Genomic DNA, 15,411 nt, shown 5'->3' with positions numbered 1-15,411 from the left:
ACAAATGCTTATCACTTGCCCCTATTGCGGCCCGCGCGACGTCATCGAGTTCACCTATCAGGGTGACGGCAACCGCGAGCGCCCGCAGCCTGCCTCGCAGGACCTCGACGCCTGGAACGCCTATGTCTACGACCGGCTGAACCCGGCCGGCGACCACAATGAGATCTGGCAGCATTCCGGCGGCTGCCGCACGCATCTGAGGATGGTGCGCAACACGGTTACGCATGAGATTTCCAGCACCGGTTTCGCTCGCGGCGACCACAATGCCGCGGCCCGGCACAAGACTGGGGGCAAGTCGTGAGCCCGCGCCGCGCCGAGGCCGGCGGCCGCATCGACCGGCTGCGCACTATCCGCTTCACCTTTGACGGCACGCCCTACACCGGCCATGCCGGCGACACGCTGGCCTCGGCACTGCTTGCCAATGGCGTCACGCTGTTCGGGCGTTCGTTCAAATACCACCGCCCGCGCGGCCTGCTCTCCGCCGGCGTCGAGGAGCCGAACGCGCTGGTGACGGTGCTGCGCGGCGAGGTGCGCGAGCCCAACATCGCCGCGACCATGGTCGAGATCTATGACGGACTGGTGGCCGTCAGCCAGAACCGCTTTCCCTCGCTCGCCTGGGACGTCAACGCCGTCAACCAGCTCGGCGGCAAGATCCTGGCCGCCGGCTTCTACTACAAGACCTTCATGGGTCCGGTCTTCGGCCCGCTGAAAGGCACCCGCTTCTGGATGTTCTGTGAGCATTTCATCCGCCGCGCCGCCGGTCTCGGCCGCGCCGGCATTGCCGCCGACACCTCGCGCTACGAGCGCATGAATGCGTTTTGCGACGTGCTGGTCGTCGGCTCCGGCCCGGCCGGACTCTCTGCTGCAAAGACGGCAGCCGATCAGGGTGCGCGTGTCATCCTGGCCGAGCTCGAGCCGCGGTTCGGTGGCTCGGCCAACTGGTCCGGCGAGACCATCGACGGCACGCCGGCCGCCGACTGGGCGGCGCGCACCGTCGGCCAGCTCGAAGGCCATGACACGGTCCGCCTGCTGCCACGCACCACCGTGTGGGGCTATTATGACGGCAACACTCTGGCCGCACTCGAACGTGTCACCGACCACAAGGAAACACCCGGGAAGGGCGAGCCGCGCCATCGCTACTGGGCCATTCGCGCCAAGACCGTGGTGCTGGCCACCGGCTCTTTTGAGCGGCCGCTGGTATTCCCGGGCAATGACCGGCCGGGCGTCATGCTGGCGCATGCCGGAGAGCGCTACGCCAATGACTATGCCGTTCTGCCCGGCGATAGGATCGCGCTGTTCACCAACAATGACAGCGCCTATCGCTCGGCGCTGGCGCTGAAGAAGGCCGGCGCGGCCATCGTCGCCATCGTCGATGTGCGCCCCGAACTGTCGGCCGAGATGCGGAGTCTGGCCACCGAGGCCGAGGCCGAAATGCTCTCCGGCCATGCCGTGGTCGCCACCGAGGGTGGCAAGGCGCTGAGTGGCCTCAAGGTGCAGCGCTTCGACATGAACTCCGGCGTACTGAGCGGTGACGCCCGCAGCATCCATGCCGACTGCCTGCTGATGTCGGGCGGCTGGTCGCCGACCATCCATCTCGCCAGCCAGGCCGGGGCGAGAGCCGAATGGAACGCCGCCCGCCAGGCGTTCCTGCCGCCGAAGCCATCTCGGCAATGGATTGGCGCCGGCGCTTTCAACGGCAGCTTTTCGACCGTCGAAGCCATCACTGAGGGCCGCGCCGCCGGCCTTTCGGCCGCCGGTGCAACGGGCACGCCAGCAGCCTTGCCGGATGTCGAAGCAGCGCCCTGCAATCCTGATCCGGCGCCGGTGTTCGAGATCAAGGCGAAAGGAAAAAGCTTCGTCGACTTCCAGCATGACGTCACCGCCGAAGACGTGCGGCTGGCGCATCGCGAAGGTTTTGTCTCGGTCGAGCATTTGAAGCGCTACACCACGCTCGGCATGGCGACCGATCAAGGCAAGAACTCCAACGTGCCGGGCCTCGCCATCATGGCCGAAGCGTTGGGCAAGCCGATCCCCGAAGTCGGCACGACGCGTTTCCGTCCGCCCTATTCGGCGGTGTCGATCGGTTCGCTCGCCGCCGAACGCTTCGGCGACCTAAAACCCGAGCGGCTGACGCCGATGCATGACTGGCACCTCGCCAACGGCGCGACGATGTATTCAGCCGGCCTCTGGTACCGGCCGATGATCTATGGCCTTGCGGGCGAGACGGTCGAGCAGGCCTATGTCCGCGAAGCCAAGGCGACGCGCGAAAGCGCTGGGATCGTCGATGTCTCGACGCTTGGCAAGATCGCCGTGCAGGGGCCGGATGCGGCGGAATTCCTCGACCGCGTCTACACCAACATGTTTTCCACCCTTGCCGTCGGCAAGGCCCGCTACGGGCTGATGCTGCGCGAGGATGGGCTGGCCTTCGACGATGGCACCACCTGGCGGCTCGGCGAACAGGATTTCCTGATGACCACCACCACGGCCAATGCCGGCAAGGTGATGCAGCATCTGGAATACTTTCTAGATGTCATCTGGCCGGAGCTGAAGGTGCACGTCACTTCGGTGACGGACGAATGGGCGGGCGCCGCCATCGGCGGACCGAAGGCGCGGGCCATCCTTGCCGCCTGCGTTTCCGGCACTGCGGTCGACAACACGGCCCTGCCCTTCATGGGCATCGTGCACGGGCAGATTGCCGGCGTTCCGGTGATGATTTGCCGGCTGTCTTTCTCAGGTGAAATGGCCTTCGAGGTCTATTCCGGCGCCGGCTACGGCACCCATGTCTGGGAAGCCCTGGTTGAGGCTGGCAAGCCGTTCGGCTTGGTCACCTACGGCCTGGAGGCGCTGGGCACGATGCGCATCGAGAAGGGCCATGTCACCGGCGCCGAGATCGACGGCCGCACCACCGCGCGCGACCTGCATCTCGACTGGATGCTGTCGAAGAAAAAACCCTTCATCGGTTCGGCGATGATGGATCGCGAAGGCCTGATCGCGCCCGACCGATTGCAGCTGGTCGGACTGGTCTCGCTCGACAACCGGCCGTTCAATGGCGGCGCGCACATCGTCGAGGAGTTGGACGAGGCCAATCCGCACGATTCCATCGGCCACATCACGGCCTGCTGCTATTCGCCGGCGCTGGGCAAGCACATTGCGCTGGCTCTGGTCGAGGGCGGCAAGGCGAGGCATGGCAGCCGCGCCTTTGTCTCCGATCCGCTGCGCAAGCGGTTCGGGCCGGTCGAGATCGTCTCCAACCATTTCTACGACCCGGACGGGAGCCGCATGCATGGCTGAGCGCCAATCACCTGAACGCCTCTCGCCGCTCGAGCCGGTGTTCCATCCGGGCTCGCACGGCAATTTCGAGCATGGCGTCGATGTCATCCTGACCGAGACCAGGCCGGGTTCGATCCTGCAGCTCGCCGCATGGCCGGGCGCGGAAAAGCAGCTGATCGAAGCGATCCGCAAGGTCTCCGGCCTTGCTCTGCCCGATGGCGCCGGCGGCGGCGTTGCCAAGGATGGCAAGGCTGTGTTCGGCTTCGCGCCGGGAAAATTCACGGTCGTCGACGAGGCCGAGGGCCTGGCGGCGGCCTTTGCCAAGGTCGTAACCCCGGCCATCGGCACCGTCACCGACCTGTCGCATGGCCGCACCGCCATCCGCATCGCCGGCCCGAAGGCCGAATGGGTGCTGGCGAAATTCTTCGCCATCGACTTCGCCCTGCCCGCCTTCCCCATCGGCGCCGGCCGCTCCACCACCCATCACGACGTCTTCGCGCAGATCCAGCGCACCGGCGCCGACCAGTTCGATATCTATGTCTTCCGCTCCTTCGCCCGCTCGTTCTGGAAGGCGCTCTGCCATGCCAGCGACGAAGTCGGCTACGAGGTGCAGTAGGGGCGCGGTAAAAAGGTCCCTTCATCCGGCCTCTGGCATCAAGGCCAGCCGGCTCTGCCGCTAGAGAATCCTGCAGTGGAAGCCCATGGTGAGAAACGTGGCCGCCCAACCGGTCCAAGGGGTTGAAAAATCCCGTCTCAGAGTCGGCATCGTCGTTTGGTTCGAACATCCCCATGACTGCAGAACTATCCGCCGGCGCCACGGATCGCGCCGATGTGTCGGCCAGAGCCTTGCTCCTGCTGCCGCTGACGGTCGCCTGCGGCGTGTTCATGACCAGCCTCGACCAGAATGTCGTGGTCACCGCGCTCCCCGGTATCAGCGAAAGCCTCGCGCGCCCGCCGAGCCAGCTCGGCCTGTTGATCACCGTCTATGTCGCCAGCCTGATCATCTCGATGCCTCTCGGCGGCTGGGCCGCCGACCGCTTCGGCCTGCGCAATGTCTACTGCCTTGCCTTGCTGGTGTTCGCGGCGTCATCAGCGCTGTGCGGGCTGTCCAACGACATCTGGACGCTGGTCGGCGCCCGTGCGCTGCAAGGGTTCGGCGGCGCCTTGATGGGGACGCTCGGCCAGGTCGTCATCCTGTCGACCTTCCCGCGCAGCCGCACGCTGAAGATCAACATGTATATCTCGCTGGCCGGCCAATCCGGACCGCTGGTCGGCCCGCTCGTCGGCGGTGCGCTGACCACCTACATCTCATGGCGCTGGATCTTCTTCATCAACGTGCCATTCGCTCTGGCGGCGGCCGTGCTTGCCGCATCGCTGTTTCCGACGGTCACCAAGCCGGTGCGCACGCCGTTCGATTTTCCAGGCTTCCTGCTGGTCGGCAGCGGCATGGTCCTGCTGGTCTTCGGCATGGATTCGCTTGCGGCGAAAGACGCAGCCGGAAGCATGATCGCGGCCGAGCTGGCGCTGGCGATCGTCATCCTGACGCTTGCCTCCTTCTATTGCCTGCGTGCCCGCAACCCTTTGCTTGACCTGAAACTCCTGCGCATCCGCACCTTCCGCATCTCCTTCCTCACCGGCGGCGGGCTGGACACGATCGGCCTCAGCTCCGTCGTTTTCCTGCTGCCGCTGATGTTCCAGCTCGGCTTCGGCATGAGCGCGGTGCAGGCGGGATCGCTGACCTTCGTCGCCGCGATCGGATCGCTGATCATGCGTGTGTTCATGCCGCGCCTGCTCAACCGCTTCGGCTTTCGTCGTGTGCTGGTCGTCAACACGCCGATCGTAGCCGCCATGGTTGCGGGCTTCGCCTTGATAGAGGCGACAACGCCGGTCTGGATCGTGCTTGCCTATATCTTTGCCTTCGGTGTCCTGCGCTCGGCGCAGTGGGCGTCGACCGGCAACCTCGCCTATTCCGACATCGCTCCCGAACAGCTCGCCCGCTTCAGCGCCCTCTACTACATACTTTGGCAGCTGGCGGTGGCGATCAGCGTCGGCCTGGCCGCCGCGCTGCTGTCATTCCTGGCCGGCGGCGGGCCAGCGGTGACCAACGACTTCCGCATCCTGTTCGTGGTCGAGGGCGTCATCACGCTGTGCGCGCTGATTGCTTATCTCAAGCTGACGCCGCAGGACGGCGCCCATGTCAGCGGCCACGGCGCGCAGATGAATGTCGAATAGGAGCCCTCAGCGAGCCCTTATTCGCTGAACGTCACCCACTCTTCCAGCGGCACGCGGTCGGTGCGGAAGTCGTTTTCGGGCTTGGACGTGTCCTCAAGGCCGAGCGCCATGCCGCAGACGACGATCTCCTCGTCGGGAATGTTGAGCACCGGCCTGATCTGTCGGTGATAGGGAGCGAAGGCTGCCTGCGGGCAGGTATGCAGCCCCCTGCCCCGCGCCGCCACCATGATGTTCTGCAGGAACATGCCGTAGTCGATCCATGAGCCCTGGTTCAACCGCCGGTCGATGGTGAAGATCATGCCCACCGGCGCATCGAAGAAGACGAAGTTGCGGTCGTGCTGGGCGCGCATCTTGTCGACCTCGCGGCGGCCGATGCCGAGCGCGCCGTAAAGCCCGAAACCATTGGCGCGACGGCGGGTGAGATAAGGCTCGAAGAACTGGGTGGGGTAGTAGCGATACTCGTCCCAATCGGCCTTCTCTGCGCGGATGCCGGAATTGAGAATGGCATCGGTGATCTGCTGCTTGATCTCGCCCTTGGTCACATAAACCCGCCAGGGCTGCATGTTGGTGCCCGAAGGCGCGCGCGCGGCGACGCCAAGAATGGCGCGGATCGTCTCGTCGTCGACCATGTCGGGCAGAAAGGCGCGGACTGAACGACGCGACAGGATTGCCTCGTCGACAACAGCCGCGTCTTGTGCTCGCAGGGCGTTTTTTTCCAGCATGGGCCGTCCCTTTGCGCATACTCGGAAAGCCGGATCGGCTATCGGAGAAGACCTTGCGCAGATTCCAATCCTTGGTCGCCGCCCGGACGTCCCCACACACGCCGTTCGTGGCCGAGCCTTTGCATGAACCGTCAAAATCGCGCAAGCAAATCTTGTGGCCTCATGAAAATCCACTTGATTTTTTCATGGGCGTGGGCTCTCATGAAATTCACTTCCAAATTTTCATCAAGTGAGCGTTTTGCCCCCAGCTACCGCCAGAACATTGCAGGGACCTGACGAGCGCCTGCTGGCGAGCGATATCCGTGCGCTGCGCAAGGCGCGCGGGCTGACGCTGGCCGAGATCGCGCTCAAGCTCGACCGCTCCGTCGGCTGGGTCAGCCAGGTCGAGCGCGGCCTGTCGATCCCCTCGCTCGGCGACCTCAGGGCCTTCGCCGACCTGTTCGGCGTGCCGCTCAGCCTGTTCTTCAGCCACGACGTGCCGATCGAGAAGGAGCGCGGCGTCGTCGTGCGCGCCGGCAGCCGGCGCACGCTTGGCACAAGCGAATCCGGCCTGGTGGAGGAGCTTCTGTCGCCCGATCTCGGCGGTAGTTTCGAAATGGTGCGCTCGATCTTCGCGCCGGGCGCGGAGCTGAAGAGCGAACAGCTGCGGCCGACCGAGGAAGCCGGCTACATCGCTTCGGGTATTTTCGAGATCGAGATAGCGGGTGTCTGGCACCGTCTTGTTGAAGGCGATTCCTTCCGCTTCGAGCGCAAGCCGTACCGCTGGCGCAATCCCGGCACCGAGCCGGCCGTGATCATCTGGGTGGTTTCGCCGCCTGTTTATTGAATGAGGGGTTTTGATATGGCCGGTTTGCCGACCACGGCACGCGTGGTGATCATCGGAGGCGGTGTCGTTGGCACCTCCTCGCTCTACCACCTTTGCAAGGCGGGCTGGACCGATTGCGTGCTGCTCGAAAAGAACGAGCTGACATCGGGCTCGACCTGGCATGCCGCCGGCAATGTGCCGACCTTCTCGTCGTCCTGGTCGCTGATGAACATGCAGCGCTATTCGACCGAGCTCTATCGCGGCCTCGCCGACGCGGTCGACTACCCCATGAACTATCACGTTACCGGCTCGCTCCGCCTCGCCCATACGAAGGAGCGCATGCAGGAATTCCAGCGCGCCAAGGGCATGGGCCGCTACCAAGGCATGGACATCGACATTGTCGGCCCCGACGAGATCAAGCGGCGCTACCCCTTCATCGAGACGCATGAGCTGAAAGGCGCGCTCTACGATCCGAGCGACGGCGACATCGACCCGGCGCAGCTGACGCAAGCGCTGGCCAAGGGCGCGCGCGACATGGGCGCGAAAATCATCCGCTTCTGCCCGGTGTCAGGCGTGCGCCGCGAGAACGACGAGTGGGTGGTCGAAACGCCGCAAGGCGAAATCCGCTGCGAGATCGTCGTCAACGCCGCCGGCTACCGTGCCGCCGAAGTCGGCAAAATGTTCGGCCGCGACGTCCCGATGATGGTGATGAGCCATCAGTACATATTGTTCGAGGAAATCCCCGAGCTGGTGGCGTGGTCGAAGGAACAGGGCAAGAAGCTGCCGCTGCTGCGCGACGTCGACACCTCCTACTATCTGCGCCAGGAAAAGAACGGCATGAATCTCGGCCCCTATGAGCGCAATTGCCGCGCCCATTGGGCGACCCATAACGATCCGATGCCGGAGGATTTTTCCTTCCAGCTGTTCCCCGACGATCTCGACCGTCTCGAACACTATCTCGCCGACGCCGTCGCCCGCGTGCCGATCCTCGGCACCGCCGGCCTGTCCAAGGTGATCAACGGGCCGATCCCCTATGCGCCGGACGGCAACCCGCTGATCGGGCCGATGCCCGGCGTGCCCAACGCCTTCGAAGCCTGCGTCTTCACCTTCGGCATCGCGCAAGGCGGCGGCGCCGGCAAGGTGCTGGCCGAATGGGTGACGCAAGGCCAGACCGAATGGGACATGTGGTCCTGCGACCCGCGCCGCTTCACCGCCTTTGCCGCCGCACCGGACTATTGCGTCGCCAAGGGCGTGGAAATCTACGGCAACGAATACGCCATCCAGTTCCCGCGCCACGCCTGGCCCGCGGCGCGCGACCGCAAGCTGTCGCCGATCCACGATCGCATCAAGGTGCTCGGTGCCCAGTTCGATGCCTATAATGGCTGGGAGCGCGCCACCTGGTACGCGAAGGAAGGCGACGACACGTCGGAGGAAGCGACGCTGACCTTCCGCCGCGACGGGCCATGGCAGCATCGCGTACGCGAAGAGTGCCTGGCGGTGCGCGACGCCGCCGGCATTTTGGACCTGCCCGGCTTCTCGCGCTTCCGCTTGCAAGGCCCCGGCGCTCGCGACTGGCTGGCGACGATGATCACCGGCCTTGTGCCGAAACCCGGCCGCATCGGCCTCGGCTACTTCTCCGACGACAAGGGCCGCATCGTCACCGAAATGTCGATCATGGCGCTGGCCGAGGATCTCTTCTTCCTGATCACCGCTTCGGTGGCGGAGCAGCACGATTTCGAGTGGCTGCAGCACCATCTGCCGCAACCCAATGAGCTCACGCTGCAAAACCTCACCGAGGCCTTCAGCTGCCAGATCCTGTCCGGGCCGAAATCCCGCGACATTCTCTCTGAACTGACCGACGCCGACCTGTCGCTGCCCTGGCTTTCGCATCAGTCGGCGCAGATCGCCGGGCACTGGTGCCAATTGGTGCGCGTCTCCTTCGCCGGCGAGCTCGGCTGGGAAATCCACACCAAAGTGGAAGACACCGCCGCCATCTTCGACGCCGTCTGGGCGGCGGGACAAAAGCACGGCCTGAAACCGTTCGGCATGTATGCGCTGGATTCGCTGCGGCTGGAAAAAGGCTACCGCACCTGGAAGGGTGATCTTTCGACCGACTACACAATCCTGCAGGGCGGGCTCGAGCGGTTCGTCAAATGGGACAAGCCGGAATTCCGCGGCAAGACGGCGTTGCAGAACGAAAAGCAGCAGGGCGTGAAGAAGCGCTTCGTCACCTTGGTCGTCGAAAACCCCGGCGATTGCGACGCGCCCTCCGTGTCGACGCTGTGGCATGGCGGCAAGATCGTCGGCGAGACGACGTCGGGCGGCTGGGGTCATCGCATCGACAAATCGATCGCGCTTGGCATGCTGCGCGCCGACCTGGCTGAACCCGACACTGCCATCGAGATTGAAATCTTCGGCGACCGTTTTCGGGCGATCGTACAGAAGGATGAGCCGCTGTGGGATCCGAAGAACGAGAGGCTGCGCGCGTGAAAACAGTTATCCTCACCGATGGCGGTATGGGCCAGGAGCTGGTCCGCCGCAGCGAATCCGAGCCGACGCCGCTGTGGTCGGCCAGGGTGCTGATCGACGAACCGGATCTGGTGCGCGACCTGCATGCGGAGTTCATCCGTGCCGGCGCCCGCGTCATCACCATAAACACCTATTCGGCCACGCCGGAGCGGCTGGCGCGCGAGGGCGCGGAGGAGCTGTTCAAGCCGCTGCAGAAGCGCGGCATCGAGCTTGCAAGGCAAGCTTGCGAGCAAGCCGGAGAGGCAACCATCGCCGGCTGCCTGTCGCCGCTGTTCGGCAGCTATGCGCCGGCGCTCACCATTTCCTATCAGGACACACTCGACATCTATCGCCGCATCGTTGCCGAGCAGGCGGACGGCGTCGATCTCTTTCTGTGCGAAACCATGGCGTCCGCCGATGAAGCGCGCGCGGCCGTCACAGCGGCATCGGAAAGCGGCAAGCCGGTCTGGGTGTCGTGGACGCTGGCCGACCACGGCACCCCGCGCCTGCGGAGCGGCGAAGCGATCGCCGCAGCCTCTCGTGCACTCGACGGCCTGCCGCTCGCTGCAAGGCTGGTCAATTGCTGTCGGCCCGAAGCGATCGCCGCGGCACTGCCCGAGCTGGTCGATCTCGGCGGCCCCGTCGGCGCCTATGCCAACGGCTTCACCTCTACCGAAGCGCTCAAGCACGGCGGCACCGTCGATGTGCTGCACGCCCGCCACGACCTTGGTCCGGATGCCTATGCCGACCAGGCGCTCGGCTGGGTCGAGGCCGGCGCCACCATCGTCGGCGGATGCTGCGAAGTCGGCCCTGCCCACATCGCTGCCTTGCGCGACCGGCTCGAAGAGGCCGGTTACCAGATTTCGGGAGTTCATTGATGCCCAGACCGTCAAAGCGCATTTCCGGCATCGTGCCTTCGGGCAAGGATGGCTGGGAGGTCCACACCGAGGCCTGGGCCCGCAAGGAGGCCGGCCAGGACATCATCATGCTGTCGGTCGGCGACCATGATTTCGACACGCCGAGCCAGACCATCGAGGCCTGCGTGACCGCGGTGCGCGGCAGCAATCACCACTACACCCCGCTTTCCGGCGTTCCGCGCCTGCGCAGGGCGATGGCGGCGGCCTCTACTGCCTGCACCGGTATCGAGACTGGCCCCGAGCAGGTCATCGCCACGCCGGGCGGCCAGGCAGCGCTCTACGCGGCGGTGCAGGCCGTGCTCGATCAGGGCGATCACGCCATCGTGGTCGCGCCCTACTACGCGACCTATCCCAATACGTTCAGCGCCGCCGGCGCCAGTTTCACCGTGGTCGAGACCCCGGCCGAGGACGGCTTTCAGCCGCGCGCCGACAGGATCCGCGCGGCGCTGAAGCCCAACACGCGCGCCATCCTGATCAACACGCCGAACAACCCGACGGGCGCCGTCTATTCGCGCGAGCGGCTGGAGGAATTGGCCGAGATCTGCCGCGAGCACGATCTCTGGCTGCTGTCGGACGAGGTCTACTGGACGCTGGGCGGCGGCGAACACATCTCGCCGCGCGGCCTGCCCGGCATGGCCGAGCGCACGCTGGTCATCAATTCGATGTCCAAGAGCCACGGCATGACCGGCTGGCGAATGGGCTGGCTGACCGGCCCGGCTCAGATGATCACGCTTTTGACCAACCTCAATCTGGTGACGACCTACGGCCTGCCGGCCTTCATCTCGATCGCCTGCGCCGAGGCGCTGGAGAACCGCTATGGCGTCAAGGAGATCGCCGAACGCTACGCGGCGCGGCGCACGGTCCTGCTCGATGCCGTGCGCGGCATGAACAATGTCACCGTGCACGGCTCGGAAGGCGGCATGTATGTCATGCTCGATATCTCGGCCGTCGAGCCCGACGACGAGAAATTCGCCTGGGCCTTGCTCGACGCCGAAAAGGTCGGCGTCATGCCGGGCTCCAGCTTCGGCCATGCCGCCGCCGGCCACATCCGCATCAGCCTCTGCCAGCCGGAACCGGTGCTTCAGGAAGCAGCCCAGCGCCTGCGCCGTTTTGCATCCAGCTATCGCCGCGAGGCCGCATGACCAAGACGATACCCACCAAGGCCATTCCTAATAAAGCGAGGGCCGTGATCATCGGCGGCGGCGTTTCCGGCTGTTCGGTCGCCTATCATCTGGCCAAGCTCGGCTGGACCGACATCGTGCTGCTCGAACGCAAGCAGCTGACCTCTGGCACGACCTGGCACGCCGCCGGCCTGATCGGCCAGCTGCGCGGTTCGCAGAACATGACGCGGCTGGCGAAATATTCAGCCGACCTTTACGTCAAGCTGGAAGCCGAAACCGAAGTCGGCACCGGCATGCGCCAGGTCGGCTCGATCACCGTGGCGCTGACCGAGGAACGCAAGCACGAAATCTACCGGCAGGCCTCGCTGGCCCGCGCCTTCGATGTCGATGTGCGCGAGATTTCGCCCAGGGAAGTCAGTGAGATGTATCCGCATCTCAATGTGTCCGATGTCGTCGGCGCGGTGCATCTGCCGCTCGATGGCCAGTGCGACCCCGCCAACATCGCCATGGCGCTGGCCAAGGGTGCCCGCCAGCGCGGCGCCACTATCGTCGAGAATGTGAAGGTCACCAAGGTTCATACCAAGGCCGGTCGCGTCACCGGCGTGTCGTGGGCGCAGGGCGAGGACCAGGGCACCATCGAGGCCGACATCGTCGTCAACTGCGCCGGCATGTGGGCTCGCGAGCTCGGCGCACAAAACGGCGTCACCATCCCGCTGCACGCCTGCGAGCATTTCTATCTCGTCACCGAGCCGATCCCCGGCCTCGGCCGCCTTCCGGTGCTGCGCGTTCCCGATGAATGCGCCTACTACAAGGAAGATGCCGGCAAGATGATGCTCGGCGCTTTCGAGCCGGTGGCCAAGCCATGGGGCATGGACGGCATCCGCGAGGATTTTTGCTTCGACCAGTTGCCCGAGGACATGGAGCATTTCGAGCCGATCCTCGAAATGGGCGTCAACCGCATGCCGATGCTGGCCACCGCTGGGATTCACACCTTCTTCAACGGCCCCGAAAGCTTCACCCCCGACGACCGCTATTATCTCGGCGAGGCGCCAGAGCTGTCGGGCTACTGGATGGCGACCGGCTACAACTCGATCGGCATCGTCTCGTCCGGCGGCGCCGGCATGGCGCTGGCGCAGTGGATCAATGATGGCGAAGCGCCCTTCGACCTCTGGGAAGTCGATATCCGTCGCGCCCAGCCGTTCCAGAAGAACCGCCGCTATCTCAAGGAGCGCGTCTCCGAAACGCTCGGCCTGCTCTATGCCGACCATTTTCCTTATCGGCAGATGGCGACATCGCGGAATATCAGGCGCTCGCCGCTACATGAGCATCTGAAGGCGCGCGGCGCGGTGTTCGGCGAGGTCGCCGGCTGGGAGCGCGCCAACTGGTTCGCCCGCGAAGGACAGGAGCGCGAATACCGCTATTCCTGGAAGCGGCAGAACTGGTTCGACAACCAGCGCGAGGAACACTTGGCGGTCCGCAACAAGGTCGGCCTGTTCGACATGACCTCGTTCGGCAAGATCCGCGTCGAGGGCCGCGATGCATGTGCCTTCCTGCAAAAGCTGTGCGCCAACGATATGGACGTAGCTCCAGGCAAGATCGTCTACACGCAGATGCTCAACCAGCGCGGCGGCATTGAGAGTGATCTCACCGTGTCGCGGCTGTCTGACACCGCCTACTTCCTCGTCGTGCCCGGCGCGACGCTGCAGCGCGACCTTGCCTGGCTGCGCCGGCATGTCGGCGAGGAATTCGTCGTCGTCACCGACGTGACCGCAGCCGAAAGCGTGCTCTGCCTGATGGGTCCGGATGCACGAAAGCTGATCCAGAAGGTCAGCCCCAACGATTTCTCCAACGAAAACAATCCGTTCGGCACGTTCCAGGAGATCGAGATCGGCATGGGCCTCGCGCGTGCGCACCGCGTCACCTATGTCGGTGAACTCGGCTGGGAGCTCTATGTCTCGACCGACCAGGCAGCCCATGTCTTCGAGGCGATCGATGAGGCCGGCGCGGATGTCGGCCTGAAACTCTGCGGCCTGCATACGCTGGATTCCTGCCGCATCGAAAAAGCCTTCCGCCATTTCGGCCACGACATCACCGACGAGGACAATGTGCTGGAGGCCGGCCTCGGCTTTGCGGTCAAAACCGCCAAGGGCGACTTCATCGGCCGCGATGCGGTGCTGAAGAAGAAGGAAGCCGGCCTGTCACGCCGGCTGGTGCAGTTCCGGCTGAAAGACCCTGAGCCCCTGCTCTTCCACAATGAGGCGATCCTGCGCGACGGCAAGATCGTCGGCCCGATCACTTCAGGCAATTACGGCCATCATCTCGGCGGCGCTGTTGGGTTGGGCTATGTGCCGTGCCAGGGCGGGAGCGAAGCGGATGTGCTTTCCTCGTCCTACGAGATCGAGATCGCAGGAGAGCGCTTCGCCGCCGAGGCCTCGCTGAAGCCGATGTATGATCCGAAGGCGGAACGGACGAAGATATAGTGCGCCCTCTTCCTTCTCCCCGTTCACGGGGAGAAGGTGGCCCGAAGGGTCGGATGAGGGGCGGCGCCAAGGTCTGCAGAGTTCGTGCTGCCCCTCATCTGCCTGCCGGCATCTTCTCCCCGTAAACGGGGAGAAGGACGCTAATCTCTCAAAACCGCTCCAGCTTCGCCCGCACCTTCACCAGAAAAGCCGCCCGGCTCTTCGGCGTCGAGGCGTCCATCAAATAATGCGCCAGGAAGAAGGTCCGGCAGCGCGTCGCGCACAGCGCCCGCATGCCGCGCAAAAGCGTCTTGCGGCCGGGCTGGCCGACGACGACGCTCCACCAGGTCGGCGCGCCGCAGGTGGTGATGACGCCGACCTTGGTGACATGCGTCATCAGCGACGTGATGCGCCCCTTGCCCGCCGGCAGCTTGAAGGCGACATCGGTTGCCCACACCCGGTCGAGCCAGCCCTTCAGCATCGCCGGCAGCCCGTACCACCAGGTCGGATAGATGAAGAGGATCGCCTCAGCCCAGGCAAGATGGTCGAAATGCGGTTTTAGCGCCGGATCTTCCGGCGCGCGGTCGTTATAGCCGCGCCGCTCGTCGCAGCCCATCACCGGGTCGAATTTTTCGGCGTAGAGGTCGAGCAGCCGCACCTCCCAGCCGCGGGCCTGCAGCACGTCGACGGCAGTATCTCTGATCGCGGCGCAAAAACTTTCGGGCACCGGATGGCAATAGATCACCAGCACGCGCATCAGAAGCTATCCATCCTGGCCGCAACCTTGGCCATGAAGGCTGCCCGCGTTTCATCGGTCGACAGGTTCATCGAATAATGCGCGAGGTAGGACACGGAAGCGCCTGGCTTGATCGTCGCGCGCAGCATTCGCTTGACCAGCCGGCGCGGCGGATCGCCCATCAGCACGGCGCGGAACCGGCTGCCGCCATAGGTGGTGACGGCGGTCAGCTTGCTTATGTTGTGCAGCGAGGGCTGCGCCTTGCCGTCGACCAGCTTGAACGACACCCCGGGCAGGAAGACGCGATCGAAAAAGCCTTTCAGGATGGCCGGAAAACCATAGTTCCAGACGGGATATGACAGCACCAGCGCCTCGGCCCGCAACAGGCGCTCGACATAGGGAGCGGCCGGGTCCGCCGGGCTGCGCTGGTTGTGATAGTCCAACCTCTCCGCGCCCGTCAGCCTGGGATCGAAATCCTCGGCATAGAGATCGCAATCGTCGACCTCATGGCCCGCCGCCGTCAGCCGCTCGACAATCGTCCGATGCAGGCCGGCATTGAAGCTGGTCTCCGCCGGATGCGCGTAGAGAACGAGGATTTTCACAGTGGAATATCCGCGAGGTCAGCGCTAGGCACCCCCCTC

At 64.8% G+C, this 15,411-nt stretch carries 12 protein-coding genes; 9 read left to right on the top strand and 3 right to left on the bottom strand.

Annotation, left to right across the window (positions count from 1 at the left end; all coding sequences use genetic code 11):
- Nucleotides 1-4: 4 nt before the first annotated feature.
- From AC1D1B_RS21575 to AC1D1B_RS21560, 4 genes are all read left to right on the top strand, one after another.
- A complete protein-coding gene (locus AC1D1B_RS21575; RefSeq protein WP_477334434.1) occupies nucleotides 5-301 on the top strand; it encodes a sarcosine oxidase subunit delta in 297 nt (98 codons plus the stop codon).
- The gene (locus AC1D1B_RS21570; RefSeq protein ID WP_477334433.1) at nucleotides 298-3,291 is read left to right on the top strand and encodes a sarcosine oxidase subunit alpha; all 2,994 of its coding nucleotides are present in this window, start codon (nucleotides 298-300) and stop codon (nucleotides 3,289-3,291) included. Before AC1D1B_RS21575 ends, AC1D1B_RS21570 begins: the two co-directional genes overlap by 4 nt.
- Nucleotides 3,284-3,886 (top strand): sarcosine oxidase subunit gamma, encoded by a 603-nt coding sequence (locus AC1D1B_RS21565; RefSeq protein ID WP_477334432.1) that lies wholly within the window; start codon nucleotides 3,284-3,286, stop codon nucleotides 3,884-3,886. The genes AC1D1B_RS21570 and AC1D1B_RS21565 overlap by 8 nt, the downstream gene beginning before the upstream one ends.
- Before the next feature lie 173 nt (nucleotides 3,887-4,059).
- Nucleotides 4,060-5,502, top strand: coding sequence for an MFS transporter (locus AC1D1B_RS21560; protein WP_477334431.1), 1,443 nt, complete (start codon nucleotides 4,060-4,062; stop codon nucleotides 5,500-5,502).
- A gap of 17 nt (nucleotides 5,503-5,519) precedes the next feature.
- Here the strand turns inward: AC1D1B_RS21560 and AC1D1B_RS21555 are convergent, their stop codons facing one another.
- Nucleotides 5,520-6,224: a nitroreductase gene (locus AC1D1B_RS21555; RefSeq protein WP_477334430.1), complete on the bottom strand. Its 705-nt coding sequence runs from the start codon at nucleotides 6,222-6,224 to the stop codon at nucleotides 5,520-5,522.
- Nucleotides 6,225-6,486: 262 nt separating this feature from the next.
- On the opposite strand from AC1D1B_RS21555, the gene AC1D1B_RS21550 reads away from it, so the two are divergent.
- Genes AC1D1B_RS21550 through AC1D1B_RS21530 form a run of 5 tightly spaced genes read left to right on the top strand, consistent with a single transcriptional unit; the run spans nucleotide 6,487 to nucleotide 14,055 of the window.
- Complete coding sequence (locus AC1D1B_RS21550) at nucleotides 6,487-7,050, top strand: helix-turn-helix domain-containing protein (protein ID WP_477334429.1); 564 nt, start codon at nucleotides 6,487-6,489, stop codon at nucleotides 7,048-7,050.
- A gap of 15 nt (nucleotides 7,051-7,065) precedes the next feature.
- Nucleotides 7,066-9,519, top strand: a complete 2,454-nt coding sequence (locus AC1D1B_RS21545; RefSeq protein WP_477334428.1) for a GcvT family protein — start codon at nucleotides 7,066-7,068, stop codon at nucleotides 9,517-9,519.
- A complete protein-coding gene (locus AC1D1B_RS21540) occupies nucleotides 9,516-10,415 on the top strand; it encodes a homocysteine S-methyltransferase family protein (RefSeq protein ID WP_477334427.1) in 900 nt (299 codons plus the stop codon). Before AC1D1B_RS21545 ends, AC1D1B_RS21540 begins: the two co-directional genes overlap by 4 nt.
- Nucleotides 10,415-11,596 (top strand): pyridoxal phosphate-dependent aminotransferase, encoded by a 1,182-nt coding sequence (locus tag AC1D1B_RS21535; RefSeq protein ID WP_477334426.1) that lies wholly within the window; start codon nucleotides 10,415-10,417, stop codon nucleotides 11,594-11,596. The genes AC1D1B_RS21540 and AC1D1B_RS21535 overlap by 1 nt, the downstream gene beginning before the upstream one ends.
- On the top strand, nucleotides 11,593-14,055 hold the full coding sequence (locus AC1D1B_RS21530; protein ID WP_477334425.1) for a GcvT family protein: 2,463 nt from the start codon (nucleotides 11,593-11,595) through the stop codon (nucleotides 14,053-14,055). The genes AC1D1B_RS21535 and AC1D1B_RS21530 overlap by 4 nt, the downstream gene beginning before the upstream one ends.
- 148 nt (nucleotides 14,056-14,203) lie before the next feature.
- On the opposite strand, the gene AC1D1B_RS21525 is transcribed toward AC1D1B_RS21530, so the two are convergent.
- Both AC1D1B_RS21525 and AC1D1B_RS21520 read right to left on the bottom strand, forming a co-directional pair.
- A complete protein-coding gene (locus AC1D1B_RS21525) occupies nucleotides 14,204-14,791 on the bottom strand; it encodes an NAD(P)H-dependent oxidoreductase (protein ID WP_477334424.1) in 588 nt (195 codons plus the stop codon).
- Nucleotides 14,791-15,372 (bottom strand): NAD(P)H-dependent oxidoreductase, encoded by a 582-nt coding sequence (locus AC1D1B_RS21520; protein WP_477334423.1) that lies wholly within the window; start codon nucleotides 15,370-15,372, stop codon nucleotides 14,791-14,793. The genes AC1D1B_RS21525 and AC1D1B_RS21520 overlap by 1 nt, the downstream gene beginning before the upstream one ends.
- Nucleotides 15,373-15,411: the final 39 nt, after the last annotated feature.

Source organism: Mesorhizobium sp. P2_C5_2 (assembly GCF_056404535.1).
The sequence above is the reverse complement of the archived record's forward strand: the minus strand, read 5'-3'. Positions and strand labels throughout refer to the sequence as shown.

Bases quoted from the DNA above. Each gene is read 5' to 3' on its own strand.
- AC1D1B_RS21535 (WP_477334426.1), top strand. From the start codon at position 10,415: ATGCCCAGACCGTCAAAGCGCATTTCCGGCATCGTGCCTTCGGGCAAG.
- AC1D1B_RS21560 (WP_477334431.1), top strand. From the start codon at position 4,060: ATGACTGCAGAACTATCCGCCGGCGCCACGGATCGCGCCGATGTGTCG.
- AC1D1B_RS21555 (WP_477334430.1), bottom strand. From the start codon at position 6,224: ATGCTGGAAAAAAACGCCCTGCGAGCACAAGACGCGGCTGTTGTCGAC.
- AC1D1B_RS21530 (WP_477334425.1), top strand. From the start codon at position 11,593: ATGACCAAGACGATACCCACCAAGGCCATTCCTAATAAAGCGAGGGCC.
- AC1D1B_RS21545 (WP_477334428.1), top strand. From the start codon at position 7,066: ATGGCCGGTTTGCCGACCACGGCACGCGTGGTGATCATCGGAGGCGGT.
- AC1D1B_RS21525 (WP_477334424.1), bottom strand. From the start codon at position 14,791: ATGCGCGTGCTGGTGATCTATTGCCATCCGGTGCCCGAAAGTTTTTGC.
- AC1D1B_RS21565 (WP_477334432.1), top strand. From the start codon at position 3,284: ATGGCTGAGCGCCAATCACCTGAACGCCTCTCGCCGCTCGAGCCGGTG.
- AC1D1B_RS21575 (WP_477334434.1), top strand. From the start codon at position 5: ATGCTTATCACTTGCCCCTATTGCGGCCCGCGCGACGTCATCGAGTTC.